General features: G+C 53.7%; 24 protein-coding genes. 20 read left to right on the forward strand and 4 right to left on the reverse strand.

The genetic code is table 11. The features are described from left to right. Both QU667_RS04210 and QU667_RS04215 read right to left on the reverse strand, forming a co-directional pair. On the reverse strand, positions 1-852 hold the full coding sequence (locus tag QU667_RS04210; RefSeq protein ID WP_304988076.1) for a peptidoglycan recognition protein family protein: 852 nt from the start codon (positions 850-852) through the stop codon (positions 1-3). Next, positions 842-2,554, reverse strand: coding sequence for an ABC transporter ATP-binding protein/permease (locus tag QU667_RS04215; RefSeq protein WP_304988077.1), 1,713 nt, complete (start codon positions 2,552-2,554; stop codon positions 842-844). The genes QU667_RS04210 and QU667_RS04215 overlap by 11 nt, the downstream gene beginning before the upstream one ends. A 194-nt stretch (positions 2,555-2,748) precedes the next feature. Here QU667_RS04215 and QU667_RS04220 point away from each other — a divergent pair, with 194 nt between their 5' ends. Next, positions 2,749-3,438 carry a MotA/TolQ/ExbB proton channel family protein gene (locus tag QU667_RS04220; protein ID WP_304988078.1) on the forward strand — a complete coding sequence of 230 codons (690 nt, stop codon included), beginning with the start codon at positions 2,749-2,751 and terminating at the stop codon, positions 3,436-3,438. Continuing rightward, positions 3,435-3,833 (forward strand): ExbD/TolR family protein, encoded by a 399-nt coding sequence (locus QU667_RS04225; protein ID WP_304988079.1) that lies wholly within the window; start codon positions 3,435-3,437, stop codon positions 3,831-3,833. The genes QU667_RS04220 and QU667_RS04225 overlap by 4 nt, the downstream gene beginning before the upstream one ends. A 46-nt stretch (positions 3,834-3,879) precedes the next feature. On the opposite strand, the gene QU667_RS04230 is transcribed toward QU667_RS04225, so the two are convergent. After that, positions 3,880-5,574: a DUF4127 family protein gene (locus tag QU667_RS04230; RefSeq protein ID WP_304988080.1), complete on the reverse strand. Its 1,695-nt coding sequence runs from the start codon at positions 5,572-5,574 to the stop codon at positions 3,880-3,882. Between the two features lie 201 nt (positions 5,575-5,775). Here QU667_RS04230 and QU667_RS04235 point away from each other — a divergent pair, with 201 nt between their 5' ends. From QU667_RS04235 to QU667_RS04245, 3 genes are all read left to right on the forward strand, one after another. Then, the gene (locus QU667_RS04235) at positions 5,776-6,618 is read left to right on the forward strand and encodes a viperin family antiviral radical SAM protein (RefSeq protein WP_304988081.1); all 843 of its coding nucleotides are present in this window, start codon (positions 5,776-5,778) and stop codon (positions 6,616-6,618) included. Between the two features lie 83 nt (positions 6,619-6,701). Further along, a complete protein-coding gene (locus QU667_RS04240) occupies positions 6,702-8,264 on the forward strand; it encodes a TM1812 family CRISPR-associated protein (RefSeq protein ID WP_304988082.1) in 1,563 nt (520 codons plus the stop codon). A 427-nt stretch (positions 8,265-8,691) separates the two neighbouring features. Next, positions 8,692-10,503: a CRISPR-associated protein gene (locus tag QU667_RS04245; protein ID WP_425541844.1), complete on the forward strand. Its 1,812-nt coding sequence runs from the start codon at positions 8,692-8,694 to the stop codon at positions 10,501-10,503. On the opposite strand, the gene QU667_RS04250 is transcribed toward QU667_RS04245, so the two are convergent. Continuing rightward, positions 10,497-11,681, reverse strand: a complete 1,185-nt coding sequence (locus tag QU667_RS04250; RefSeq protein WP_304988083.1) for a WYL domain-containing protein — start codon at positions 11,679-11,681, stop codon at positions 10,497-10,499. The two genes, QU667_RS04245 and QU667_RS04250, sit on opposite strands and share 7 nt — an antisense overlap. Positions 11,682-11,810: 129 nt before the next feature. Between QU667_RS04250 and QU667_RS04255 the strand changes: the two genes are divergently transcribed. The 15 genes from QU667_RS04255 to coaD all read left to right on the forward strand — a co-directional run bounded on the left by QU667_RS04255 (position 11,811) and on the right by coaD (position 26,575). Next, positions 11,811-12,149, forward strand: coding sequence for a hypothetical protein (locus tag QU667_RS04255; protein ID WP_304988084.1), 339 nt, complete (start codon positions 11,811-11,813; stop codon positions 12,147-12,149). 925 nt (positions 12,150-13,074) lie between these two features. After that, a complete protein-coding gene (cas6, locus tag QU667_RS04260) occupies positions 13,075-13,896 on the forward strand; it encodes a CRISPR system precrRNA processing endoribonuclease RAMP protein Cas6 (protein WP_304988085.1) in 822 nt (273 codons plus the stop codon). A gap of 128 nt (positions 13,897-14,024) precedes the next feature. Beyond that, positions 14,025-15,746: a Cas10/Cmr2 second palm domain-containing protein gene (locus tag QU667_RS04265; protein WP_304988086.1), complete on the forward strand. Its 1,722-nt coding sequence runs from the start codon at positions 14,025-14,027 to the stop codon at positions 15,744-15,746. After that, positions 15,743-16,609: an RAMP superfamily CRISPR-associated protein gene (locus QU667_RS04270; RefSeq protein WP_304988087.1), complete on the forward strand. Its 867-nt coding sequence runs from the start codon at positions 15,743-15,745 to the stop codon at positions 16,607-16,609. The genes QU667_RS04265 and QU667_RS04270 overlap by 4 nt, the downstream gene beginning before the upstream one ends. Further along, entirely contained in the window at positions 16,609-18,171 is a 1,563-nt protein-coding gene (locus QU667_RS04275; RefSeq protein ID WP_304988088.1) for a hypothetical protein, read from the forward strand. Before QU667_RS04270 ends, QU667_RS04275 begins: the two co-directional genes overlap by 1 nt. Then, the gene (locus tag QU667_RS04280) at positions 18,152-19,498 is read left to right on the forward strand and encodes an RAMP superfamily CRISPR-associated protein (protein WP_304988089.1); all 1,347 of its coding nucleotides are present in this window, start codon (positions 18,152-18,154) and stop codon (positions 19,496-19,498) included. Before QU667_RS04275 ends, QU667_RS04280 begins: the two co-directional genes overlap by 20 nt. Then, the gene (gene csx19, locus QU667_RS04285) at positions 19,495-20,091 is read left to right on the forward strand and encodes a type III-D CRISPR-associated protein Csx19 (protein ID WP_304988090.1); all 597 of its coding nucleotides are present in this window, start codon (positions 19,495-19,497) and stop codon (positions 20,089-20,091) included. The genes QU667_RS04280 and csx19 overlap by 4 nt, the downstream gene beginning before the upstream one ends. Then, the gene (locus QU667_RS04290) at positions 20,075-21,298 is read left to right on the forward strand and encodes a TIGR03986 family type III CRISPR-associated RAMP protein (protein WP_304988091.1); all 1,224 of its coding nucleotides are present in this window, start codon (positions 20,075-20,077) and stop codon (positions 21,296-21,298) included. Before csx19 ends, QU667_RS04290 begins: the two co-directional genes overlap by 17 nt. An 18-nt stretch (positions 21,299-21,316) precedes the next feature. After that, positions 21,317-21,625 (forward strand): hypothetical protein, encoded by a 309-nt coding sequence (locus QU667_RS11620; RefSeq protein ID WP_425541845.1) that lies wholly within the window; start codon positions 21,317-21,319, stop codon positions 21,623-21,625. Positions 21,626-22,745: 1,120 nt separating this feature from the next. Beyond that, on the forward strand, positions 22,746-23,021 hold the full coding sequence (gene cas2, locus QU667_RS04295; RefSeq protein WP_304988092.1) for a CRISPR-associated endonuclease Cas2: 276 nt from the start codon (positions 22,746-22,748) through the stop codon (positions 23,019-23,021). A gap of 12 nt (positions 23,022-23,033) precedes the next feature. Then, the gene (gene cas1 / locus QU667_RS04300; RefSeq protein WP_304988093.1) at positions 23,034-23,996 is read left to right on the forward strand and encodes a CRISPR-associated endonuclease Cas1; all 963 of its coding nucleotides are present in this window, start codon (positions 23,034-23,036) and stop codon (positions 23,994-23,996) included. A 214-nt stretch (positions 23,997-24,210) separates the two neighbouring features. Next, the gene (locus QU667_RS04305; protein ID WP_304988094.1) at positions 24,211-24,423 is read left to right on the forward strand and encodes a hypothetical protein; all 213 of its coding nucleotides are present in this window, start codon (positions 24,211-24,213) and stop codon (positions 24,421-24,423) included. 89 nt (positions 24,424-24,512) lie between these two features. Then, entirely contained in the window at positions 24,513-25,373 is an 861-nt protein-coding gene (locus QU667_RS04310; protein WP_304988095.1) for a hypothetical protein, read from the forward strand. Between the two features lie 156 nt (positions 25,374-25,529). Beyond that, positions 25,530-26,084: a 16S rRNA (guanine(966)-N(2))-methyltransferase RsmD gene (gene rsmD, locus QU667_RS04315; RefSeq protein ID WP_304988096.1), complete on the forward strand. Its 555-nt coding sequence runs from the start codon at positions 25,530-25,532 to the stop codon at positions 26,082-26,084. Further along, positions 26,081-26,575: a pantetheine-phosphate adenylyltransferase gene (coaD, locus tag QU667_RS04320; RefSeq protein ID WP_304988097.1), complete on the forward strand. Its 495-nt coding sequence runs from the start codon at positions 26,081-26,083 to the stop codon at positions 26,573-26,575. The genes rsmD and coaD overlap by 4 nt, the downstream gene beginning before the upstream one ends. The last annotated feature ends 15 nt before the right edge of the window (positions 26,576-26,590 follow it).

Consider the following 26,590-nt stretch of genomic DNA (forward strand, 5'->3'; position numbering starts at 1 on the left):
CTATGTTGCAATACGCCGCTGTGCAGGGCGTGGATTTGGTTTCGGCAGATCCGGGCGCTTGTTTGGTTTCAGAGCGGGCTTTTCCGGTGATGGATGTACGGGCGGGTTCGGCGTGCTTGGTGTCGGGTGCGCGGGGCGTTCCATTCCGTTTCTGCGCTGTGACTCATCCATCTGCCGGCGAATGCGTGCACGCTGTGCTTCACGTTCCTCACGTTCGCGCTGCGCAATGCGCAGACGTTCCGTCTGCAGTTCCTCGGAGCTGTAGCAGACGCGTGCCTGCCGAACGATCTCCGGCAGCTGCGTGTAGAGATACCGACCGGGGCAGGCGGTCGCATTCAGGTCGCGATGCCCCTTTACAGTGGACTGCCATACGGGATCGAGTTGGTAGACAGTGCAGAGTGATGCGATGAGGCGTGCCGCCGAGGCTTTCTGCGCCTCTGTCGGAGTACCGATCTCGAAGTTGCCGGCGAGGTTGATGCCGACCGTATGACGGTTCTCTCCGTAGACATGGGCACCGACCGTGCCGAGCGGCCGTCCCTCCTCGATTGTGCCGTCCTTGCGGATGATGAAATGATAGCCGATGCCCGCCCATCCTTGATTCAGATGCCATGTATGCACTGTTTCTGCCGCGACATCGTCATCCGTTGCCATGCCGACATGATGAACGACGATACAGTCTGTCACAAAGCGGTTTTCGAGCGATCCGAATTTCAAATGTGTCGGACGAACGGTGACACCGGGCAGCACCGATGGAATGTACCATGATGCCTCTGCTGCGGCAGGGAAGAAGGGAAAGACGGCAGCACCGATGCCGACGAGTGCCAGACGGCGTAAAAATTCTCTACGAGTCATGTGGGATCTCCTGATAGGAATACGTTTGGTTACTGAGATGGAGCTCCGCGTCATGAAGGGCAAAAAGTGTCGAGCGATGCCCGACGCTGATGATGCTTGCGTTGGGGAGTTCCTGATGCAGCAGCGCATAGAGCGCGTGCTCGCGTGCCTCGTCGAGGGCGGATGTCGCCTCGTCGAGGAAGATCCAGTCGGGGCGGATGAGCAGGATGCGTGCAAAGGCAAGCCGCTGCTGTTCACCAAGTGAGAGGATGCGGCTCCAGTCGTCCACATCGTCGAGACGTGCAGCAAAATGATCCATGCCGACCAGCTTCAAAATACGTGCGATTTCCGCATCGGATGCCGCTGCCGTACGCGGATAGGAGAGTGCGCGGCGCAGCGAACCGAGGACGAGATAGGGGCGTTGGGGGAGAAAGAGGCGCTTTGCCCCCTGCGGCAGTGCGATCGTACCCTTGCCGTACGGCCAAATCCCCGCGAGTGCACGGAGCAGGGTGCTCTTTCCTGCACCCGATGCGCCTGTCACGAGCACATGACTGCCGCGCACAAGATGCAGTGTGCATGACGTGAGGAGCGGTGTGCCGTCCGGAAGATCGATGGAGAGATCCTGTAGTATGAGGGCGTCGTTTGCTCCCTCGCTCCGCACAATATCACTCGTGACGCGTGCAGATTCCTCGATGTGCTGCGTAAATCCCGTCAGTCGCTGAATCACAGCGGCAAGTTCCGCGATGGAGCTGTAGGACTCGACGAAGAAGGAGAGTGCGTCCTGCACGCGTCCGAATGCCGAGATGGTCTGCATGAGTCCACCGAGTGCCATTTCGCCCGCGTAGTAGCGCGGCGCTGCCATGATGAGCGGAAAGATGATCGCGAGCTGACCGTAGCCGTTGACGTAGAAGTTCAGCAGCTTCGTACGGCGCATGAGCCCCCAGTAATTCTTGATGACGTTTGCGAACCGCTCCTTGAACCCGACCCCTTCCGCCATCTCACCGCGGTAAAATGCGATGCTCTCGCTGTTTTCGCGCACGCGCATCATGCTGAAACGAAAGTCCGCCTCATAGCGCTGCTGATCGAAGTTCAGACGGATGAGCTTCTTTCCGACGATGTGGACGAAATACGTCCCCAGTCCCGAGTAGAGGAGGGACAGCCAGAACATATAGCCGTAGACTGTGAACTCTGTACCGCCGATGGGGACGGTAACTGCACCCGAGAGATTCCAGAGTACGACGGCAAATGCCCCGAGCGTCGTCAGCTGCTTGAGGATGCCGACGAGGAGCGTCAGCGTCAGGCTGACGAACTGGTTGATGTCCTCGCTGATGCGCTGGTCAGGGTTGTCCGTATCGCTGCGCAGTACCTGCAGACGGTAGTAGACCTGTCCGTGCATCCAGCGTGCGAGATACTGCTCCGTCATCCATGTGCGCCAGTTGATCGTAAGCATTTGCCGCAGATAAACAGCGTAGACTGCAATGACAATATAGATGAACGCGAGTCCCGTGAACTCACCGATGAGCGGCCAGAATGATGCCCAGTCATACGCCTGCAGCGCGTCGTAGAACACACGGTACCAGTCGTTGATCCGCACGAGCAGGTACACCATGATGAGATTCAGTGCAATGACCGCCGCGAGCAGACCGCGCGCCTTCCATTTTTCGGGGGAACTCCAATATCCTTTGAACAGCTGCCAGAAGCCGTGCAAGAGGGGTAGCTTCAATCCATAACCTCCATTCGTCGAAAGAACGGCTTTCATTATAGTATTTTTTTACGTGGTCTGCAAGAGATTCCCTAAGAGTAATAAAAATAATGATATTTGTTATCGTTGACGTGAATAAAAATATATAGTAGAATAAATTCGTTTATGATGGATGGCGCGGGTGATTCTTACAGAAGGGAAGGAACGGTTACACAATGGGCTTTCTTGCACAGGGGATGAATTTTTTTCAGCAGGGCGGACTGGTCATGTACTTCCTGCTTGCAGCGTCGATCTTTGTTGTATTCATCGGCATTGAGCGTGCGTTCTACTTCGGGCGCATGGATGCGGGGCGTGCATTTGCACATGAGTTTATGCTGCATATCGCTAACGGCAGATATCAGGATGCTGTCACGCTGACGGATACGCATCGCGGCGCGATTGCGGACATCCTGTTCAGTGCGGTTACAAAGAACAGCAAGAACTCGCGCAAGATGTCCTCCTACATGGAGATCCAGTCGGGCATCGCGCTCTCGAAGCTGCGCAACCGTATGTACTATCTGAGCGTTATTGTCACAATGGCACCGCTGCTCGGACTCCTCGGTACGATCAGCGGCATGATCTCGACGTTCAGCGTGTTCAACATCGAGGCGGGCGAGCCGAGTGCCATTACGGGCGGTGTCGGCGAGGCTCTGATTGCAACAGCGATGGGATTGTGCGTCGCGATCATCGCCCTCGCGGTACACGCATATTTTTCCCAGCGCATCGAGAATATTGTCACGGATATGGAGATGTGTTTTTCCGCCGCCGAGAGCAACCGTGTAGAACTGGCGCGTGCGGCGGGGGTCAAGGGCGTGCTCGAAACCTCTCTGCATACCGGAGAAACGGCGGAAGGTGATGAGGCATGAGACTGCGCGACAGAAGGGCGTTTGAAAAACCTGAGGTCATGATTATCCCTATGATCGACATCATGTTTTTCCTGCTCGTGTTCTTCATCATGAGTACGCTCTACATGGTAAACCTAAAGACCGTGGATGTGAATCTGCCGAAGGCACAGACGGCACAGACCCAGCTGAACGTCACCTATCTCGTCACCGTACGCAAGGACGGCTCGCTCTGGCTTGAGGACAAGCAGATCGACGAAGCGACCCTCCTGCGCCGTGCGCGTGCCGAGAGTCAGAAGAACCCGCGTTTTGCCGTCGTCGTTCGCGCGGATGGGGATCTGAACTACAGCGGTGTTATGGAGCTGCTGGATAAGTTCCGCAAGGAGGGAATCACGCGATTCGGACTTGCGGCGGAGTGAGTACGTATATGAAAAGACCGAAGTCACTGCGGCTTCGGTCTTTGTGTTACGGCGATATTTCGGTGTACGGCTGCGCCTCAAGGCGTATCTCGAACGTGCGCGGCCATGGGTAGTATGCTGTGATATTGCTTTGCATAACACGCAGACGCATATCGTTCTGTATGAACGGGGCGCGAAATGCGGCGGTGGATTCATAGCTGCGGATGCGGCGGTTGAGGTCGTTTGTGAGCAGGTCGTTTGCCCAGCGCCAGTTGCGCGTGAGGTCGAGGTCTGCGGTGTTCCGATAGCCCGCTGTGCGGAGCGTATCGTTCACGCGGTCGATTGTTTCCTTTAGATAAAACTCGTCCTCTGCGATGCGTCCCGTGAGAAATGCGAGATTTGCATATGTGCTGCGCTCACGCTCCTCCTTATTGGGGGCTTTCTGCATGGCGCAGTGATAGAGGACAGCCTCTGCGAGTGCCGTACCGATGGCGTTGCTCGCCGTGTTCCATCCTGCATACGCCGTGAGCGCATTTACAGGCACATTCTTTTCCACCAGAATCGGGAGCAGCGTCTCCTCTGCGCGGAAGTGCCGCGCGAGATCGACGAGCGCGACATTTGTCCCTGCCGCGAGCATATTCTTGACGGCGGCTGCGGCGGGGGCGCGTGTGCCGAGTGTGTCCATCGCATTGTCGCCCGCCGAGAGAACGAGCGTCAGATCGCTGCGTCCACCATCCTCTGCAAGCGATGCGCCGAGCATTGCAATCTTTTCGCGTGCCGTTACATCGTTCGAGACCGCCATAAACGGGAAAATCATATCTGCCATATCCGCCCGCGCATAGCGCAGGGCGATGCGCGGAGCTGCGCCGCCGTGCGCACACAGATCATCGACCGCCATGCGTGCGAGCATGGTGAGCGCGATTTCATCCGCACCGTGCACAATCATCGCCCGCTCTTGGGCGATGTTTTTTTGTGTCAGCAGTGCGGCGAGCTCCATTTTTTTCAGATTGCCGACGGAATACTCCTCTCCGTCGTCCTGTCCGAGGATGAGGCGCGTGAGTACACCCTCCTCCGTGAGCTCGATGAGCATGGAGGCGAGTGCCGTGCTCTCGTCGAAGTGTGCGAGATATTTTTCCAGATCGTCGGGTGGGAACTCTCCGCGCAGCCGCTCCATCTCGTTCTCATCGACGGGCAGTCCCGCTCCCGCACGTCCGAGTAGACGCGCGTAGGCGAGTAGGGAACGCCGCTCACGCCAACCCTCGATCCCATCCTGCGGAATCGCACGCGGCAGGATGTAGAATGCGTGCAGGGGGACATTCGGGTGCGCCGTGTGCAGTGCGCGCAGATATGCGGCAAGCGCGTCGATGTCGGCATGAGAAATATGTGCCTCACGCGCCGCGAGCAGCCCGCCCGAGAGCAGCTGATCGATCGAGAGAATGACGGCGTCGGCATTTCCCATATGCTCCGCGAGCCAGCGGCGCATTTCCTCCGTTTCACCGGGTTTCGAGTAATAGTCCATATACTCTGTGGGCGGCGTTACAATCGTGCACCCGATGATCTTCCCGCCGTTTACGACAAACTCTCGGCACGGCGGGCGCGAGTCGAGCGGCACAAGGAGGAGCGGTCGTTGCCCCTCGGTGCTGTTATCCATCGCAGCGTGCAGCGTGCGCCACTGTCCCGTATCGCTCGGATGAAATACAACGTGAAAGAGGAGGAGGGAGAGCATAAGAAAAGCGGCGACCATCCCGAAATTCTGCCTCATGCGTTCCCTCCTCCCTTTTGGTGCATTCATTTCAACTGGAAGTATTTTACTGGATACTGCTGTGTTCTGCAATCCCGTGTTTGCTGTCGAATTGATTCCTGCGCGAAAAGGTGCAGGGAAAATTGCATCTTTTCATGCGCTATGACTGCTAGAATGTGGACATGGATAAGGCAGTGAGCACAACGGATGGAGGGATGACCTATGACGACGATGAATCACTTGAAGGTCAATCTGCACATTACCGAGCGGTGCAATTTCAAATGCCGGTACTGCTTCGCGCACTTCGAGAACAAGAATGATATGGGAATCTCCGATTGGAAGCGCGTGATCGATAATCTGAAGCGGAGCGGTATGGTGACGAAGATCAACTTTGCGGGCGGTGAGCCGGTACTGCACAAGGATTTTGCGGAGATCGTCGACTATGCCTACGGGCAGGGATTCCAGCTCTCCGTGATCTCGAACGGCTCGCTGCTGCTCGATCGGAAAAACTTGCCGCAGGACTTCTTTCGTAAAATCACGACGCTTGGGATTTCTGTAGACAGCATCGTACCGGAAACACTTCAAAAACTTGGCTGCTGCGATGCAGGCGACAATGTGTTGACGAAGGAGAAGCTGGCGCGGCTCTTGTCTGTGGCAAAAACGGAAAACCCCGATCTTATCATCAAGCTGAACACGGTCGTCACGAACCTAAACGCCGGGGAGAAGCTCACACATCTGGAACGGGAACTTCCGATTGCCCGATGGAAGTTCCTCAAGATGAAGCGTTTCGACGACGGGCAGCGCACGAACAAGAGCCTCGAAATCGACGAGGAGACGTTTCAGAACTTCCTGCGCAGCAACGCCCGTATGCAGGGGGAGAGTGTTCCCGAAAGCTCCCTTGCGCGTTCCTACATCATCATCGACAACCGTGGTTCTCTCATCGACAACGCAGAGGATCACTACAAGACCGTCGGCAGTCTGCTTCGTGAGGAATTTCGGACGGTGTTTTCCCGCTACGCATTCGATGAGGAACTCTATGCAAGCCGGTATGAACAGGTCGGATGAGGAGCGTTCTTCCCTCCGATCATTCTTGCAGATGATGTGTATATTCGGTAAAATAAGAGATAGCTTAGGAGGTGTGTGTTTTCATGAGACAGAACATTGCCATCAATTTTTTCAGTCCGGTACATATGGGGAAGGGCGTGGATGCAGCGACGGGGCTGCGTTTCGCCTGTGTGACAGAGAACCCGTTTATTCTGGAGGTGGGGACAGAGCCGTTCCCCGGCTTCCAGACGAACGAAGCCCCGCTTGCCAATGTGGTCGACCTGCTTGCACGGGATGGGGAGCAGTTGGATCGCGTCTATTGCCTCGTTACGCCGCAGTGCATCTCAAGAGCAATGGGCGGCGAGAATAGTGATCTTTTGGTGATTGAGAATGAGGCGCGGCGTATTTATCCGAGCCCGTTCGATTTTTGGTGTACCCGTATGAAGCGGCTGCGTCCTGCACTCACGGAAGCCATATTCATCCCGATCCTGCTCCGCTATCGTGAGGACGCTCTCATTGAGGATATTGAGGGTCATGTTGCATCCCTTACAGAACGCATCAAGGCAGATGCCGGCGGCTTCGCTGCATGGGGAGACTGTCACATCTATGCGGATATTACAGGCGGGGCGCGTTATGTCAACATGATGATGACCTCGGTTCTGCAATTCCTGCAATATGACGGTATGCAGATTGAGAAGATGCTCTATGCGGATTTTCATACCCTTTCGCAGGAGAACCGCATCTTTGACGTGCGTGCCGCTGGTGATGTTTATAAGTTGGTTGCGGGTGCGGATGCATTCGTCTCCTACGGTATTTCTCGAACCATCGAGGAATATTTCGGCTATGACGCAGCGACAGGTCGAGCGGCAAAACCCATTGGCAGTGCGCTCAAGGACGTACTCGGCGCAATGCACACGTTTTCCGATGTGATTCAGATCTGTCAGACGGGAAATGTGCCACACGCGTTAGACGGATTAAGTGAGGCACTTGCGGCATTCTTGGAGATGCCCGAAGAAGAACGTACGGTGGATGACCGTATGTTCATGCAGATCATAGATACGATCACAGAGGGGGATGGTGCATTGCTTGCGGTGGCGGACGACGAGACGGAACGCTATGAGGTCATCATCCGCTGGTGTGCAGAGAAGGGGCTCCTCCAACAGGCGATGACCTTTGCGACGGAGTGGCTGCCCGTCTGCTTCATCCGGCGCAAAATCGTCTATCCTCTGCCCATGCTCCGTTCCTGTGCGAGGTCGGCGGTGGATCGGATGCACCCCGGGTGGATGCAGAACTTCATCATCAGTCCGAACCTTTACTGGAATGCCATTCAGGAGCGCAAGAAAAAGAACGATCCGATTGTTCTTCAACTGGGGCTTGAAAAGTGTACATTTCAGCAGGGCGACCCCAACAGCAGTGAAGCACGGTGGGCGGCATGGCAGGATACATGGCAGCAACTGCTCGAAAAGGTGGAGGTCGTGCGGACGGATTGCGGAAAGAGTCTCATGTTTGACTGCTTGCGTACACACTTTTACCTGCGAGAGCGGCGAAATCTGATGAATCATGCAATCGCGGAAAATGTATCGCGCAGGGAAATCGGAGTGCTGCTCGACGATGCACTTACGGCACTTGCTGCGGCTACGGACAGGATACAGAAGGGAGCAATGTAACGTGCGGAAGGATATTATGCTTTGCTTTTTGAGCGATGTCAAAACCAAAGACGAAAAAATTTCTGTCGCAGAGTATCAGAACATAGGAGACCAAAAAGAATGTCATACAACGAATGAATCCGCTGTCCGCTATTTGCTATACGGATCGAATGAGCCTGTGGATAAGTTGTCGCGGCTCTTTCTCGTGCGGACGAACAAAGTTGCTGGAAATATTACTTGTCTTGTGAAAGAACAGGATTTGGAAGGCAAGCGGACTTCTCGCTACATAGACTACAAAGATGAGCAGGAGAGAACATGGACGCATTATAAGTATTTCTTGCACCGCATTTCTGAGCTTATAGCGGATACAGAGGAGATTGAAGATGTCAGGGTTAGGGACATTGTCGAACATATTGATTTTGATGAGGATGAGCCCATTGAAGAAAATATGAACGCACTTATCCGCGTTGCCTCCCGCGTACGCGCCTATGCGAAGAGCGTCCGAGAAGATGACCCTGCGGCAGAGATTGTTCTCCATGTTGACTGTACGGGCGGAATGCGCAACGCCTCTATGATTCTCGTTGCACTCATGCGTCTCCTCCAATATGAGCGCATCGAGATTGGTAAAGTTCTCTACTCGAATTTCAATCGAAATGACCCACAAAAGAATCGGGTGGAGGAAGTCAATCCCTTGTACTCATTCTTTGATCTCGTTGCGGGAGCGGAAGAATTCGTCCGTCATGGGGAAGTGACCGTGCTGAACAAGTTCTTTGAGAAGCGGGAGCGCAGCACCCATCTGGATACACTCCTCAATGCCATGCAGAAGTTTGCAGAGGAATTGAAGCTCTGCCATTACGGTGATTTGAGTGAGGCGATTACAGTCCTTCGAGATGCCATTCATGATTTTCCGGAGATCTCTCCCTCCGATGTATCATCGGCGGCAAAGCAGAACGACGACCTCATGCGTCAGATGCTTGGGCGCATTCAGGAGGACTATGCGCCGATTCTGAAGGAGAAACTCGACGACATCGCACTCATCCGATGGTGCATTTCTCATAATCTCCTTCAGCAGGCGATGACACTCTTTACCGAACGTGTGCCGGAGTCCTTGGTCAAATCAGAATTTTTGTGGATTCAACCCGCTTATCAAACAGATTTTTCCAACGAGCAAAAGAAGGATTCGATGAAGCGGACGGAAGCTTTCTATCTTGTCAATGTCTATCCGGAGCAACGCCGATATGTAGGACAACAGAAAGACACGCAGGACACGATGCTGAACCGAGGAAAACAGGTATGGAAGGAGCGGTTTGGAGAATTTCTGCAAAACCTTCTGACGGAGCCGCACCATGTAGAGAAGCAAGACATTCACAAGCTGCTTGAAAAGCCGTTGCTTGAATTCGATGAAATACGCTTAAGCAATGCAGCGGAATTGGGCAAAATTCTCTTTTCCATTCATACGATGTGCAGAGCGCAGGCGGGAGAGATTTCACCGGTAAGAGCAGAGATGAAAAAATATCTTGACTACGTTCAAACATGGGTTGCAGATAAAAAAGTAAGTAAAAATGATCTAAAAGAGGATATTTTTACAAAAGACGACCACGAGCTTGCGGGAACGATCATCAAATTCATGGAGGAAAAAGTTGGTCAGGCAAGGTTTTATCTTAGTGTAGAACGGATGCGTGGAGCAGTCAGAATGAACGAGGGGCGACTCTGTTCGTGGAATCCGGAAAAGGCACGCAGTATCCTCACACGGTATTTTGACATCAAGGATGAGCGGAACCATACGAGCCATGCCGGCAACAAAACAAGACGATTTGACGCTGCCGAATTGGAAAAGCAGATGAGCGTAGCACTTGATGAAATCGAGACTGTTTGCGCGAAAAAACCGGTGGAACGAAATGCGTTTATCAACCACACAAATCACCCCTCCTCGCGTTGGGAGGAAGGGCAGAGACGCGCCGTAGGAAAAGATCGAAAGATTATTGATTGGCCGTTTCCCTTAATTCCCGCCGATGGGGGGGAGGAGGAAGTGCGTCGCCTTGCGGAGGAGAATGCACGCATGATCCTTGCATATCGCCCTTCAGCGGTGCTTGTGCAGGGCGAGTTCAGTTATACTTTTGCCCTTGTCAGCATCTTGAAGGAGGCAGGAATCCCAACCCTCTCTGCGTGCAGTGAGCGCCTTGTGCATGAGCGCGTCGATGAAAACGGAGAAACGATACGCGAGTCACGCTTTGCATTTCGACGCTTCCGCACCTATTGATCCAATTCCTGCGGAGGGGCGCCGTATTCTCTTTGGTAGAGTTCCTGTGCCTTGCGGAGGCGGCGCACGATCTCGTCGCGGATAGATGTCGGTTCGAGGACGCGGGCATACGGACCGAGCGAGAGAATGCGGCGCAGCACATCTTCTTGTTCAAACGTGCAGAAATAAACGGTGAGATGATAGCTTCCATCCTGCTCAATGAACGCCTTTTTGTCAAAGGCTGAGAACAGCGTGTATGTTCGTTCACGTGCATTACGCGAATCATGAAAGGCAATCGTGACAAAATTGCTCTTCTTATCATCCGTGGTGCGACCGTTTTTCGACAGATATGCCTGCCATGCCTGCCGTGCCGCTTGAAAGGCTTCATATGGCATCGTTGTTGGGATGCAGAGAGGGAGCTGCTTCTCTGAAACAATATGCGGTTCATGCGTTTGTGCATCCCAGAGCAGGAGACTGTATATGCCGTTGGAGGCGTTTTGCCGAAGAAACAGCGGAATGTAGTTCTTCTTTTGGAAGGAGATTCCTTGATGCGTTCGGAGTGCGTATATTACGGTCGTCAACGCCGTATGAATTTCTGAGGGGCGTTGATCGAGCGGATGCCAAATCGGCTGACGTTTCCAACACGAGAGGTCAAAGGGGGCGATATTGACGAGTGCAGAAAGCAGTTTTTCCTTTAGTTCTTTTGACAGGAAGAGATCGGCTTCTTGCGTGAGTAGGCAGGTTTTCAGCCAGCGGCGTTCGAGCGTCGTCGGAAGAATAGGGATTTTGTTCTTCGGTGGAACAACGATGAGATCTTTGGGTGTCAGCTTATGGGCGGCATTTTCTTTGATTTTATCCGACGCTGCAGCAGTTATTTCAAAATGAAATGCCGCCATGATATATTGACAAAATAGGTGTTCATGCTCAATTCTGTAGTATGGCGCGTCACGTAATAACTTCTGCATGGTAGGCATTTCTTGCTCACGTTTTGCCATGTCACATAGACGATTGTGCCGGTCAATCAGCCAGCGATATGTACCTGCATGAACTTCTTGGAAGAGTGTGTCCATGGAGGATTTTGATTTCTGCTTATTATTGGCATCAGTGGGCTCTTGAGGTTCTTCGGATTCTGCTTCTGTGTCAATTATATTTGGATGTCCGTCGTAGAGCTGAAGCGTTTGCTCAATGCCGCAGCGCATATCCGTATGCAGATGCGTTTTCGTACTTGGCAAGATTTCGATATATGGCAGAAATGTACGGAGGAGAGGGAGATATTTTTTGGGGTCGCGGCAGAACAAGGAGCAGAGCACAGAATCATCTGCATCCTCATGGACAATGATTTTTGGGAGCTCGGCACGCAAACGCTGCATGACGATGTGCTTTTCGTCTGCTGTGTGAAAGAGGAAACGGAGATGTATGTCTGTTTTCCGAAATCTTTCCTTTCGATAAGATGGCGTAGAGGAGGGAGGATCGATGAGGCGGAGATCACTGATCTCCTCAATCCGCAGAAGGTGACGGGATGGTTTGTCCGACTTATATGTGAAAATTGCAATGAGCTGACGCCTTCCATCTCCCTGCTCATCTTCCCGTATTTCGAGTGGATGCACATCTGTGAGTTCGATGTTCGTGAAGCCTTCGTTTTCTTTGCGATGCCAAACGAGGTGTAAATATTTGCCGCGGGCAATAGCGAGGAGTATCTGATAGACAACATCATCGTCGAGGATGCGGCGAATATCGAGATTGATAAAATGAAAGGGCTGACACCTGTTTTTATTGATGTTGAATTTACAACGAAGGGTATCTGCGAGAAAATAGCCCGGAACGTTCAAAAAGGCGCTGTTCTTAAAATAATCGACGGCAAAGAGCAGCGACTTCGCTTCATCTGCGGACAAATCGGCGAATGGATCGCTTGCGAGCGCATAGAGGAGCGGTTTCTTTTTGTCATCTATCTGCACGAGTCCGTAGGCGGAAAGTTTTCGGAGGTAGGTATGAATCTTACGTTCCTCCAGCCCTTTTTGTTCCAAACTATACATAGCGTAAGCGGAGCTCGGGTATTTGGAGTCGTTGTTGATGTCGTTGTTGAGCAGCTTGTTGTCGAGATGTGGCACAGCAGTGTAGATGGCATCATTGTCGTGGCGTGTACCAAGCACACGGAGGAGGTGGATGAAGAAAAAGACTTCCGGCTGCGTCAAGCCTTTCAAGCGATAGGTATCTGCGAGAAAGTTTTCGTTTCCGTGATAAGAGTCACCGCGAAATGCCGGTCTGCGATTGCGTTTGTACTGTGTTGGCTGATAGCGATCCTTTGGAAAGATAGCTTCACAAAACGTCACGAAATATTGATAGGTGCGTATCTGACGGAGCAGGAGGCGCAGCAAATCTTTTCTGGAATAGCATCCATAGGAGGCGAGACGAAAAAAACGACGGCGTGTTTCATAGGTGCCTTTGAAGAACTCATCCCTTTTTGCGTCTTTTACCGTACGCTCAAAGAATTGTTTGAGAGCATCCATAACCTCATCCCTCTCTATTCATCTATACTCTTATGCCGTATAATTTCGTCATATTCCGTTATAACCCTTGTCATAGGAGGAAAATATGTTAGGTGTTTTGGTTCTGCGTCTGCGCGTGGAGCGGGGCGGTCATTACTCCATGTTTCCGGGCAAGCTGCTCCACGGTGCGCTCTTTCGCTGCATTGCCGCATACAATGCCCTGCTCGCGGGCGATCTTCATGAACGCAGGGTAAAACCCTTTACCGTCGGGATGCTGCGGCGTGTGGGGAAAAGTTTCGGTGCAGTCCCGCAGGCACGAGAGCTGAATGAGTCGCACTATGCTGCGGGGGAGAAGCTGCTGCTGCGTTTGACCGCGCTCGATGAGGATGTGCTTTTCGCATTCCTTCACATCCCGTGTGGAACACAGCTTGCAGTAGGGAAACTCGTCTTTACCGTCGAGGAGGTCCTTGCCAACGGGCAGGAGGACACAGGATGCGTCGAGGTGGAGGAACTGATCGCGGCGGCTCTCTCGATGGAGGAGGTTACACAGTTTCGCATTTCCTTCCGGTCGCCGACGGTCTTTCGCGTGGATAATGCTGACTGTGCCGTTCCGCGTCCCGAACTCATCTTCGCCTCCCTCGCGGATAAGTGGACGTGGCAGAGGCTTCCCTCTGTTCTGGACAAAGCCTATGTGCGTGGGGTCGCCGCAAAGCTAACGCAGCTCGAATGGAGGGGTGCAGGACTTCAGATTCGGCAGAGCGCGCAGAAAACAGTACCGGGATTTATGGGGGATTTCACGTTCCGCATGGATCGCCTCTCTGCGGAGGAACGGGAGATTATCCTGCTGCTCGCGCAGTTTGCGCCCTTTTGCGGGACGGGGCGGCTGACTGCGCAAGGCTTCGGGGAGACGCAAATCGTATTTTCATAGGAAAGGTGCAGGGAAAATTGCACTTTTTACGGTAGAATTCGTGTAAGATGATAGAAGAAAGAGGGAAAAAGATTAGAACTGTCGAAATATAGTGTATTCTATATTGATGAGATTGAGGAGGCTGTGCAGTGGAAGACAGGACATATACATATCAGGCAATACTCTTTGACACACGCTCCATTCAAAAGTATATCTTTTCGAGCAATCGGCTCAAGGCGAACATCGGCGCATCTCATCTCGTCGATCGCGTCTTTGATGATGTACTGCTGCCGACCGTTCGTGGGGAGCTGGGTGCGGATGCGCTCGATGATAGCTCGTGGGAGCAGCCGGAGATGATTGATTGGACGGATATGCGGACAGCGGCGCGCGTGGGCTACATCGGCGGCGGCAACGCACTCCTTCTGTTTCGGACGGAGACGGTGTACGAGACACTTCGTTCTATTGTGTCTGCATTCACCAAGAAACTTCTCGAAAAAGCCCCCGGACTGCGCACGGGAGCGGCGATTGGTACGATGACGCTTCGGGCAGACGGCAGCTATGCCGGCGCATCGGATCATTCCGATGCGCCCAATGATCTGACGCGCCTTGTTCACAAGCTAAAGAACTTCCAGAACACGGTGATTCCCACTGTGAACGTTCCCTACACGGGGCTGACACTCGTGTGCGGTGAGAGCGGGGAGACTGCGAACGTATGGATGAGGGACGAAAAAGAGCCGAACGGTGACAAAGCATCTGACGATGTGGCGAGTGTTCCGGCAAACGTGAGGATGAGAGATGAGAAGGCGCCGAACGGGCGGTTCTACGCGTGGGAAGTCGCGGAGAAACTGCGCGTGGCAATGCCGCAGGATGGAAAACCGGCAGCGGTGCAGACCGCACTGATGGAGAAATTGCAATCTTTCCTTCCGACAAAAGAGCGGGAGAACTTTAGGAAGAACTATGCTTTCCCGATGAAGTTCGATCATCTCGGACAGCAAACGCCGAAGAATGACATTGCTGTCGTCCACATCGACGGCAACAACATGGGGAAAAAATTCCAAGAATGTAAAACATTGACCACGCGCATCCAACGCTCGCTTGCGATCCGTGACACGACCATTGCCGCCTTTGCTGCACTGGTACAGAATATTGTGGCACATATTGAGCGTTATAATGGAATCCTTGCACTTGGCGAAGATCAGAAGAAGCGCACGCTGCTTCCCATCCGTCCCCTCGTTCTGGGCGGCGACGATATGACCTTCGTCTGTGCTGCTAAGGTCGCGGTGGAGTTTGCGAGTTTTGTGATGCGCCATTTGGTGCATGACGATACGGAAGGCCGTACCCCCATTGACAGCTGCGCCGGCATCACGATCATGAATACATCATACCCCTTTTTTCGCGGGTATCAGATGGCGGAGGAACTCTGCGCAGCGGCGAAGAAGCGTATGCGTGAGAGCAAAGAGGCGTCCTGCTGGCTTGACTTTGCCATCCTGCACGGAGATCGGGCATCGACACTCGCGCAGTTCCGCGCGCAGGAATACACCGGTGTATGCGGTGATCTGCATTTCGGTCCTTACCGTGTCGATGCGGATGCGGGAGAGATGGAGAGCCTTGCAGCACTCCTTGCAGGAGTACGAGGGATGCGGAAACTCCCGAACAACAAGGTCAAGGAACTGCGCCGTGTCCTCATCTACAGTGCACATGAGCAGCGGCAGTTCCTTGCACAGATCGGCTATCTCGGGATGCGTATTCCATCTCCGGAGGCGTGGCGTGATTACGAGAAAGACCTTTGGGGGAAGGATAAGCGAACGCCCTATATGGATGCGGTTGAGCTGATGGATTATATCATAGAGGATGAGGAGGTGTGCATATGAAGAAAAAACAAAATGCCGCTGAGCGGCGAAATGCGAAAAAACAGCAGACACAGGAGGCGCGCCTTGCAGCGGTAAAACAAAAACGGGAAGAAAAAGAAAAAGCGGCACGTATCGAAAAAGCAAAATCCGCACGTGTTCCTGTGAAAACACCGATGCTCCGATATGGAGATAAGGCTTCGAGCGCGGAGATCAAACCGACCGCTCCACTTTATGTTCACGTTAAGATCCTTTCTCCGCTTCATCTTGGTTCGGGAGGTGCGGACATCCATGTCGATGCCGATGTTGTGCAGGATGATGTCGGGCTTCCGTATTTCCCCGCGAAGCGGCTCAAGGGGCTGCTCTATGAGAGTGGGCTTGAGGTTTCGGAGATGGCGGGGGGATGCCTCATTGCTAAGGAAAAACTCGATACCCTCTTTCAGCGCGGGAGAGGCGGCGTACAGCAGCTTGTTATTTCCAATCTGTATCTTGAAAACTATGATGTGCTCCACGTGGATCTGTTGTATTTGCAAAAGAACTTCCCTTCCGTGTTCCGCCCTGCATACGTCCTTGATCAGTATGCGAGCGTGCGTTATCAAACGGCGATCAACCCGGAAACCGGTGTTGCACAGGAAAACTCGCTGCGCAATATGCGCGTGCTTGATGCGGGACTTACGTTCGTGGGCGAGATTCGGATTCTTGGCGGGGACAAGGATTGCCTCAGGACACTTGCGCTTGCCGTGCGTAACCTTTCGCAGTGTGGCGGCAAACGCACGCGTGGATTTGGACAGATCGCGTGTACGCTTACGCAGAACGGCAAGGATGTCCTTGTACCTCTTGTGGAGGAGGCACTGTCCAAAATCAGAAGGAGAGGAGGAAAAGCCTGATGATGGAGATACAAGTTCGGATTCACACAAAGACACCCGTCATCCTCCCGTGTACGGGAGATGCGTCGGATCTGACGGCGACACAGGAGTTTTTCAGCGGCTCGGTGCTGCGCGGGATTCTTGCACGGCAATTCATCGGGAAACGGAAATTGGACGATGATGCCCATGAAGATGAAACGTTCAGGAAACTCTTTTTTGGCGATCTGCGCTTTGTTCATGCCTATCCGTACGATCCTCGGAACGATACACGGGCGATGATCCTGCCCTTTTCCCTCCAACGGAGCAAGGACGGTACGTGCATCAAAGACCTTCTGCAAGCAGATCCTGAACCGAATTTCAAGGGGGTGAAGGGCTTTGCTGTGATTGCCGAAGGGGAGATTCGTTCGGTAGATGTACGAAAGAGCATCGGCTTTCATATGAGCCGCACCGATTTGAAGAGCGAAGGCGGTACGGCACGGCTTGCGGGGAAAAGCGGCGACGTCTACAACTATGAGGCGATCGCGGCGGGGCAGGATTTCCTCGGGTACATCTATGGATCGCTGCAGTTCCTCAATGCGCTCCTCGAACACATAGAAGAGCGCACTTTTTCCTGCTATGTCGGACGGTCGAAATATACGCAGTATGGTCTGTGTGAGGTAACGCTTGGTGAGCCGCAGCCTGTGCAGAGGATAGCCGCTCCATCAGGAAATACTGTATACCTCCGTATGGAAACCCCATTCATCCCACATGGCGGTACGCCGGGAGATGTCGCCTCCATGCTGACGGAAATTACAGAACGCTTGAACGCTGCATACGGCAAAATTTTTGCCAAGACGGAGGAGATTGATAACTTCGTCGGTGTATGGGGTCTGCGGCGTCCGCGCGAAACTGCTCTTGCGGCGGGGACGGTCTTTGCCGTCGCGAAGGAGGGAGGCTGGCAGGACGCAACTGCGGTGCTCAATGAGCTTTGTCTGCGCGGCGTCGGACGCCGCCGCGCAGAGGGATTCGGTCAGCTGCGGATCTGGACTGCCGACACACTTCGTTGGGGAACGCCATGGGAGATGACGCGCACAGGGCGGGGGCCTATTGGTGATGAGGCAAAGACACTCGCACAAAAGATCCTGATTGCGCACATCATCGAACAGGTGAAACTCATCGCAGATGAGGATGCGAAGGGGGCGATGCGATCCTGCGAAGCGTGTACACCGCATCAATTTGCACGTCTGGAACAGGATCTCGGTTCGCGCCCGAGCGGTGTAAAAACACGCATGGAAGGCAGTGTCGCAGACTACAAAAAGGATACACCGGTAGAAAACATCAAAATTGGTGAGCGATCCCTTCGTACATATTTCACTGTGGGAGCAGAGATCACAACCATGCCGTATTATGCCAAAGCAGCGGAGACGATGAAGCCGGATTCTGATTTGGCGAAGGCTGCCGATGAGATCGGCATGGAGATTACTAAGCTCCTACGCGCGGAGGAAGTTTATCATGCCTACTGGCACACATTCTTCCGCTATGCGCGAAAGAGGACAAAGGATACGGACGAAGGGAGATGCGCTCATGTGTCAGAAGGAGAATAAGGCGGCGATTCGCGGCCGTATCACCGTAAAGGGCATCCTTCAACTGGATGCGCCGCTCCTCATCGCCGAGGGCGCGTCGTCAAATGAACGCGGCGGTCTCGACATCCATGTGCTTCAAAACAGAGACGGTGTGCCGTTCATCCCGGGCACGTCACTCGCGGGCGTTCTGCGCAGTGCGGTCAAGGACGATAACGTGCGTAATCTGCTCTTTGGAACGATTGACGAAGAGAACCCACAGCAAAGTGCTGTTCTTCTCTACGATGTCCTTCTTGCGAATGCAAAGATTGGCGTGCGCGACGGCGTCAGCATTGATGCGGTCACGGGAACAGCAATCAAAGGCTATAAATATGACTACGAAGTCGTGGAGAAGGGCGCAAAAGGGGTTTTTTATGCTGAGATTGTTTTGCGTCAGATCCATGCGGAGCAGCAAGAGGAACTGACGCAGGAACTGCGTCATCTTTGCAGACTGCTGTGCAGTGGATTTCATGTTGGCGCGCTCACAACAAAGGGGTTCGGGCGTGTTCATATGACACAGATTGATATTGACTGCTACGACTTCAGCAATTCTGATGATGTTGCCGCATGGCTTTCGCCTGAACGTAAACCGGCGGTCATGCACTGGGACGAAAGTGATTTTTTGGAGGCGGAGCATCCACGATATGCCGCAGAGGACTTTATGATCGAGGCGGATTTTGTTCTCACGGGATCGCTCATTGTTCGGGACAAGGATGACGACAAAGATGTCGCTGCGACGATGAAGAAGTCCGACGGTGAATACATCATCCCCGGAACGAGCCTCAAGGGGGTTCTGCGCCATCGTGCAGCATACATCCTGCACGCATTGGGGAAAGATCAGACCGTGGCGACAGAGCTCATCGACCGTCTCATGGGTACAACTGCCGTGCGCAGCCGCTTCGTCGTTGAAGAAACGATCATCGATGCCGAGGCTCATCCGCAGACACGCAACCGTATCGACCGATTTACAGGTGGGACAATAAAATCAGCACTCTTTTCGACCGAGCCGGTATGGCGGAAAACGGAAGGAGGGCGTCCTGTTACACTACGTTTCGGCGTGCATCAGGCTCGTGATTGGGAGGCGGGGCTGTGTGTCCTCCTGCTCAAGGATCTCTGGCTCGGACGCATAGCGATCGGCGGGGAGAAATCCATCGGGCGCGGCACCCTTGAGGGGCTGCGTGCTGTCATCCATGACCGGGGACAGTGCTATGAACTGGCGCAGGAACAGCCCTTTCATGAGGGGACGATGCAGATCTTGCAGAACTATGTGGCGGCATTGCATCAGATACAGACGAAGGAGGTGGAGGCATGAGCACGGAAAAGGAAAAGCGGTTTTGCCGGATTCGCGAGGGGTGCAGTAAGACAGAAGCGATTGACATTCCTGCATCCGAGGAAGCTCTCTGCGATCAACTGCGTGGCGTACAGCAAGCAACAGTCGTCCTCTGGCAGATGAACGCAGTTCGTTTTGGTACATGGGATGGACGTGCGTTCTCCTTTCCCGTTCATGCGCCGTTGCGGATGGAGCTCCTTATCGAACTTCGCATCTTCAATGAACAGGGAGAGCTGTATCTGCGATGTGAGGATGAGCGGCTCATCGGACGCCTTCGTACGGACGAGGCGGGGGATAAGACAGCGTATGTCGATACCATTGCGCGATTTTGGGGAAGCTGGGGCGATAAGGATCAGGAAAAGGAGAAGAAAACCGAATGGATGACCCTGCGCGACACGTCGCGCAAGCTGAAACTGCGGCTGCCCATCGTCGGAGGGAAACCCCACTTTGTCGGGCTTGTGACGCGCAGCTACATCGGCTTTCACAAAGAAACAGGACAGGCGGGCTATATCGACCATCGCTATTACGCAATCGAATCGGCAGATATGGAGGTATATGATGGGCAAGGAAAATGAGATCGCGACAGCACCGTATAACTTCGTATCCCTGCCAAAGACGGTGCTCGCCTCGCCGATGAACGGAAATGCCGTGACCGATGAGGAGCGCACACTGAACTACCGTACACATGTCCTTGAAAAGGGACAGTTTAGTGGGCGCATCGAACTGACGATTGAAACAAAGACACCCGTCTTTATTGGTACGGGCGTCGGTACAGCGGAGGATAAAGACCTCGAATTGTTTTTTTCGCCGACGGGTGTGCCGATGATCCCCGGCAGCTCGCTGCGCGGCATGATAAAGAACCTCTTCAAGATCGTCACCTGTGGCGCAATGCGTGCGGGCGAGGACTATCAGGATGCGATCACGGTGCGCGTAATGAAAGAAAAATGTGAAAAACGTGTTAGCGACCATGTAGAGCAAGAAAACGCGAATTCCATTGATTATGCAGATGCCGTGTTTGGGTGCAAAGAACTCTGGGCAAGTCGTCTTGCCTTTACGGATGCCCTGCCTAAGGAGCAGATACAGATGGATAAGCCCGGCTTTCCAAAGATCCTCAGTTCACCGAAGCCGACCGCCGTTCAGCTCTATCTGGAACAGAAACATGGAGCAAAAAAGCCTGTCGGTTGGGACTCTGATGCTCCCATTCGCGGCTATAAACTCTACTGGCATCAAAGGGATTGTGCTGACTGGCGCAACAAGGATCAACATGAAGCAAACGATCAAACAGCGCATAAGATTCAGCCCGTGAAGAAGGGAACGAAGTTTTTCGCCAACATTCGATTTGAACGGCTGTCCGAGGATGAACTCGGCGCACTGCTCAAGACCCTGCGAATCAACGGCGACCATCTTTGCTGCAAGATTGGAAAGGGCAAATCCCTCGGACTTGGCAGTATAGAGATTACGTCAAGCCTTGTTCTCATGGATATGAAGGCATCCTATCTGAATGTCTTTGATGAAATGGGGGAATGGAATCGTGCAGAGAGCACGGCAGACAATGCAAAAATACAGAAGCTCATCACTGCTTTTGACAACTATGTGAAAGACCGTGAAATCAACTATGATAAATCCATTGAGGAGCTTCGGCATATGCTTGACTGGAACAACACCGAGATTCGCGGTTGGAAAGAAGAAATCGAACAGATGAGCATTCAAGACAAGAGGAAACCGTTTCAAAAGCGGTGGATTCTGCCAACGGCATTGGAGGTGGGGAAGAAAAAGCCGTGAATTTTCTTGAAAATATATATGATTTTTGATATGCTTGATTCATGGTGCAGGGAAAATGGAAAGTGCGGCGATAGAGCGGCAAAACTGTATTCTGTCGTTGGCACTTTCCAAATTGGTGCAAACTGCGTCACAGAACGGGAAACAAGGATTTACGTCATGATTTTGAAGCGTATGTTTTTCTTGCGTGGGCAGAGTATGACGAAAAAATCCATGACTTTCCAAAACACCGTTTCGCCCCATATGGGGCGCGGGAAGCGCGTGACGATATTGCACCAGAAAATTGCCGCGTGCGGCATTGAAACCATGTGTTGGTATGTGTATTGGTGAATGTAGTGTGAATTGCACCAGAAAATTGCCGCGTGCGGCATTGAAACCCGCTGAAATCAATCGTTGGGATCCCAGTCCTCCACATTGCACCAGAAAATTGCCGCGTGCGGCATTGAAACGCAGGTTGTGTCAAGAATGAATATAACCGGTTCTATTGCACCAGAAAATTGCCGCGTGCGGCATTGAAACATCTGCCCCCGCGCAGGTTGTTCAGAAGTCCTCCTCATTGCACCAGTAAATTGCCGCATGCGGCATTGAAACTCACGGACATACGGATAGCTGCCACGGTTCACCTTTATTGCACCAGTAAATTGCCGCGTGCGGCATTGAAACTTCCCGTAAGTCGGGTCATCCCAGAACCAAATCTGTCATTGCACCAGCAAATTGCCGCGTGCGGCATTGAAACACCGATAGCAACACCTGCGACACCGATGAGAATGTTCATTGCACCAGCAAATTGCCGCGTGCGGCATTGAAACACGCCAGTACTCCAGCGTCGACATCTTGGCCTCGTATTGCACCAGCAAATTGCCGCGTGCGGCATTGAAACCTCATGTGCGTTCCTGCGATGCGCGCGGCGAGTGAGATTGCACCAGCAAATTGCCGCGTGCGGCATTGAAACCCAACAAATAATGCCGGAGCCACACCACTGGGAGATTGCACCAGTAAATTGCCGCGTGCGGCATTGAAACTGCGAGGAAGCGGGCGATAGTTCTGACTGTGCGCGATTGCACCAGTAAATTGCCGCGTGCGGCATTGAAACGTCATCGTTGGTGAACGGGAAAACCTTTACGTGTGCTATTGCACCAGTAAATTGCCGCGTGCGGCATTGAAACTTGAACCAAGAACTCTCTTCCTGCTGCTGCGGCTATTGCACCAGTAAATTGCCGCGTGCGGCATTGAAACGACTTGATATGAGTCTCACCCTCGATTGCATCAGCAATTGCACCAGCAAATTGCCGCGTGCGGCATTGAAACACAGTAACGGAAACGTTTTCCACAACACCGGGCTATTGCACCAGCAAATTGCCGCGTGCGGCATTGAAACGCCTGATCCGCCGAGCGGTTGCGCAGCGTGTAGAGAATTGCACCGGCAAATTGCCGCGTGCGGTGATTTTCTATGAAATACATTATTTGCTACGACATCAAGGAGGATGCGATTCGCGCCCGTGTTGTGAAGTATCTTGAGGCGCGGGCTCTGCGCATCCAGTTCAGTGTGTTTTCCGGCAACTTTTCGACTGCCGAGGTTCGTGCCATGCAGAAGGAACTTCTGCGTCTCACGCAGGAGGCGGAGCGTCCTCTTCTCCTCATCGTTCCCGTTTGCAAGGCGTGCGAAAAAAGTATATGGATGCACGGAAAGCCGTTGGAGGAGGATATCTCCTTCCTTCTCGTCTAAGGGGGTATAGCTATGTCCGTCCTCTATCTTCTTTCTCCGGGAAGTTCTGTACGCAAGGAGGGAGGGCGGCTGGTTGTTGAGAAGGACGGTGATCTCGTTGCCCGTGTGCCTCTGCGTATGGTTACATCCGTTGTGGTGGGTGCATCGGCAGGGGCGACGATCCCGGCTCTTTTTGCGTGTATGGAGGAAGCTGTACCGATTTTCTTCGTGGATGGGCGTTCCAATGTCGTTGGGCAGCTGGCGGGAGAAAATATTACGCTTCGGATGCTTCGATACCAGCTTGCATACGCAGAGGATACGGAAAAAGGACTTGTGCTTTCCAAAGAGATTGTTGCGGAAAAGCTCCGTGGGCAGTATCGTCTGCTTAAGACGTATGAAAAAACGGTTGACGATGTACGTATTGCGAAGGCACTCCATATCCTAAAGCCAATGCGTGCGAAGATTGACCGTGCGGATACGGCCGATGCTCTGCGCGGGATGGAGGGGACGTGCGCACGTGCGTATTTTGCGGCATTTCCTGCTCTGCTCGATGTCAAACGGTGGTTGTTCCGTGGGCGTGGCGAGCGTCCTGCGCGTGATCCTGTCAATGCGCTCCTCAACTACGGCTATGCGTTTTTGGAACGGGAGGTACGGCTTGCACTCATCGGGCATGGGATGGATGTGCGCATCGGATTCTTTCATGCAACGGATGGGCGGCGCACGAGTCTCGTCTTTGATCTGATGGAGCCGTTTCGTGCGTCTCTGGTGGATCGCTTTGTGTTATCTCTTCTGCGTAAGGGGAGCCTGAAGCCCGATGATTTCGAGACAACGAAGAAGGACGGCTGCCGTCTGTTGGATGAGGCGCGTTCTATTTGGTACGGACGATACGAGGCGTATATGGAGAAGCCCTATCAAGAATATGAGGGAAAGACGCCGCGCGCATTGATTGATGGGTATGTGGAGGCGTTCGCACAGAGGGTGCAAAAAGCTTTTTGAGTTATTTATGCGTTGTAGGCAAAGCCGGAACGAGTTGTATCGCTCCGGCTTTTTGCTGTGCGAATTTCTAAAAAATGGTCGCAGATAAAAAGGTGCAGGATTTTTTGTATTTTCATGGCGCTCGGTCGTGTTATATTATTTGTGCGAGCGGCGAGGTGCAGGGCACAGAGCCGCAGGATAAGGATGTCGATGTATGCGAAGGGAGCGATTCATTATGACGGATAAGAGTGCAGCAGAGAAGGTTGTTGGTTCGGTTGTGGCAGGTGGCGTGGCAGCGGGGGCTGCCAGGGCTGTGATTGGGTCGGTTGGCGTGCCGATCCTGATGACGGTGGGAGGGCCTGTGCTGGTGTCGACCGCTCCCCTCGTCGCGGGGATCGGTGCGGCGGTCGCGGCAGGGAGCTTTGTTTCCAAGCTGTTTGACGACTGAGTGCGCAGGTTCGTGGGTGTAGGCGGCGTGGCGCAGGACGCTGCGCCGCAGGATAAGGATGTCGATGTATGCGAAGGGAGTGCGTGATTATGACGGATCAGAATCAGCAGGCAAGGAACATGATGGGCAGTATGGCGAACGAGGTTTACGAGGCGAGCGTGGGGGCGCGTGCGCTTGCGCGGGCGGGTGCAAATCCGCAGCTCAAAGGGATTGCGCATGAGATTATGTTTTGTGATAAGTTCAACATCGACCCGACGCATTTTTTGAGAGGGGATCATGCCAGCCTCACAAAGTCCGCAACGGCGCAGATGCGGGATGTCATTGTCCGGAATGCGCAGGGACGTGTGATCGGTCATGCGCAGCTCAAGGATACGGTGAGCACGTCCGGTGTTGCGAAGACGGTACGCCAGATTGTGAAGGGAAAGTACAGTCGGACGGCGGTCTACGGGACGGAGGAGACGGCGGCAAAGGTCACGGAGGCACTTGCGAAGACCGGAAAAGTGACGCAGAAGATCCGCTCGTCTGGAATCTCCTCGGGGACGACGAGCCGGATTGCGGATAAGGCACTTGGCAGGATGCCCACGATGACAGCGCTCGGCACTGCCGCAAGGGCGGGAGGTGTCGCCGGTGCTGCGTTCGGTGCAGGGATCGAGGCGGTGTCATCCATCTCCGATGTGCTTGATGGCAGGAAGTCGGTTGGTGATGCGGCAATGGATGTTGCGGGCGCGGGTGTCAAGGGCGGTATTACGGGAGCTGCTTCCGGTGCTGCCGGCAGTATCGCGGCGGGTGCTGCGGGGACAGTGATCTCGGCTGCGGCAGCGACAAGTATCGGTGGAGCTCTTGCCGCGACAACAGGAGGCGCACTCGTTGTTGCGGCGGCACCGGTTGCCATCGGGCTTGGCGCTGCGTGTGCGGTGGGAAGCGTGATCTCATGGCTCTTTGAGGACTAAGTGGGCGTTCTTTATGCGGTTTTTGCGGCGGCTGTCCAAGGGGGCAGTCGCTCCTTTTTTGTGCGCATTGCTCAACTGAGAATATCGACCTGTTGAAATGCGAATGCGAATTGTGGTAAAATAGGAAAGCCTATGGTAAGTAGCGGGAGGAATGCGATGCGGATCATTACGGGCAGTGCGCGTGGCACGCGTCTGAAATCCCCTGTGGGGGAGGGGACGCGTCCGACGGCTGACCGCACGCGGGAGGCTCTTTTTAGTATGCTTGGCGCGCGTGTTTATGATGCGCGTGTGCTCGATCTCTTTGCGGGGACGGGGGCACTTGCGCTGGAGGCACTTTCGCGCGGTGCAGAGAGTGCCGTGCTCGTGGATCATGCAACGTATACTGTTTTGCAGGAAAATGTCCGCCGGACGAAGATGGAGGAACGTGCGGAGATTCGACGCGGCGATGTCTACGGGCAGACGGCGGCTCTTTCACGTGAGGGACGCAGGTTCGACCTGATCTTTGCCGATCCGCCGTATGCGTGCGGCGACAATACACGCGTGCTTGCTGCCGTGAACGAGGGTGCTCTGCCGGATGCCGGCGGGCTGCTTGTGCTGGAGCAGGGGGCGGATGAGCCGCTTATTGAGCGCAGTGGCAGACTGTCGCTCGTGCGCGAACGGCGTTATGGCGCGGCACGCATTTGCTTTTATGCGGAGGAGGTGCGGGAATGAGACGCGCGGTTTTTGCGGGCAGTTTTGACCCCGTGACGACGGGGCATATTGATATTGTGGAGCGTGCGGCATCGATGTTCGATGAACTCGTTGTCTGCATTTTTCACAACATCCGGAAGGATGGTTGTTTTCCTCTGGATGAGCGCGTCCGCTTCCTGCGGGAGGCGACCGCCCATGTGTCGAATGCACGCGTGGATGTGTTCTCGGGACTCCTGACAGACTATATGAAGCAGCAGAATGCTCGGGTTGTGGTGCGCGGTCTGCGTTCGGTGAAGGATTTCGAGTATGAGGAGAATCATGCGGCGATGATTCGCCACCTCATGCCGGAAAGTGATACGATATTTTTGCTGACGCGCCCCGATCTGACCTTTGTCAGTTCCTCGGGGGTGCGTGAGCTGATTCGCTTCCGCGGACCGGTGCAGGGGATTGTTCCGCCGGCGGTCGAGCGGGCAATATTGAAGCTGTATGGAAAAAAGCCCCCTCTGGAATAGTTTCCCGAGGCTGTG

This window comes from Selenomonas dianae (genome assembly GCF_030644225.1).
GTDB classification, from domain to species: domain Bacteria; phylum Bacillota; class Negativicutes; order Selenomonadales; family Selenomonadaceae; genus Centipeda; species Centipeda dianae.

Coding starts and splice junctions, on each gene's coding strand:
- QU667_RS04210 (WP_304988076.1), bottom strand. CDS start 852: ATGACTCGTAGAGAATTTTTACGCCGTCTGGCACTCGTCGGCATCGGT.
- QU667_RS04220 (WP_304988078.1), top strand. CDS start 2,749: ATGGGCTTTCTTGCACAGGGGATGAATTTTTTTCAGCAGGGCGGACTG.
- QU667_RS04225 (WP_304988079.1), top strand. CDS start 3,435: ATGAGACTGCGCGACAGAAGGGCGTTTGAAAAACCTGAGGTCATGATT.
- QU667_RS04230 (WP_304988080.1), bottom strand. CDS start 5,574: ATGAGGCAGAATTTCGGGATGGTCGCCGCTTTTCTTATGCTCTCCCTC.
- QU667_RS04235 (WP_304988081.1), top strand. CDS start 5,776: ATGACGACGATGAATCACTTGAAGGTCAATCTGCACATTACCGAGCGG.
- QU667_RS04240 (WP_304988082.1), top strand. CDS start 6,702: ATGAGACAGAACATTGCCATCAATTTTTTCAGTCCGGTACATATGGGG.
- QU667_RS04245 (WP_425541844.1), top strand. CDS start 8,692: ATGAACGCACTTATCCGCGTTGCCTCCCGCGTACGCGCCTATGCGAAG.
- QU667_RS04250 (WP_304988083.1), bottom strand. CDS start 11,681: ATGCGCTGCGGCATTGAGCAAACGCTTCAGCTCTACGACGGACATCCA.
- QU667_RS04255 (WP_304988084.1), top strand. CDS start 11,811: ATGGACAATGATTTTTGGGAGCTCGGCACGCAAACGCTGCATGACGAT.
- cas6 (WP_304988085.1), top strand. CDS start 13,075: ATGTTAGGTGTTTTGGTTCTGCGTCTGCGCGTGGAGCGGGGCGGTCAT.
- QU667_RS04270 (WP_304988087.1), top strand. CDS start 15,743: ATGAAGAAAAAACAAAATGCCGCTGAGCGGCGAAATGCGAAAAAACAG.
- QU667_RS04275 (WP_304988088.1), top strand. CDS start 16,609: ATGATGGAGATACAAGTTCGGATTCACACAAAGACACCCGTCATCCTC.
- QU667_RS04280 (WP_304988089.1), top strand. CDS start 18,152: ATGTGTCAGAAGGAGAATAAGGCGGCGATTCGCGGCCGTATCACCGTA.
- csx19 (WP_304988090.1), top strand. CDS start 19,495: ATGAGCACGGAAAAGGAAAAGCGGTTTTGCCGGATTCGCGAGGGGTGC.
- QU667_RS04290 (WP_304988091.1), top strand. CDS start 20,075: ATGGGCAAGGAAAATGAGATCGCGACAGCACCGTATAACTTCGTATCC.
- QU667_RS11620 (WP_425541845.1), top strand. CDS start 21,317: ATGATTTTTGATATGCTTGATTCATGGTGCAGGGAAAATGGAAAGTGC.
- cas2 (WP_304988092.1), top strand. CDS start 22,746: ATGAAATACATTATTTGCTACGACATCAAGGAGGATGCGATTCGCGCC.
- cas1 (WP_304988093.1), top strand. CDS start 23,034: ATGTCCGTCCTCTATCTTCTTTCTCCGGGAAGTTCTGTACGCAAGGAG.
- QU667_RS04305 (WP_304988094.1), top strand. CDS start 24,211: ATGACGGATAAGAGTGCAGCAGAGAAGGTTGTTGGTTCGGTTGTGGCA.
- QU667_RS04310 (WP_304988095.1), top strand. CDS start 24,513: ATGACGGATCAGAATCAGCAGGCAAGGAACATGATGGGCAGTATGGCG.
- rsmD (WP_304988096.1), top strand. CDS start 25,530: ATGCGGATCATTACGGGCAGTGCGCGTGGCACGCGTCTGAAATCCCCT.
- coaD (WP_304988097.1), top strand. CDS start 26,081: ATGAGACGCGCGGTTTTTGCGGGCAGTTTTGACCCCGTGACGACGGGG.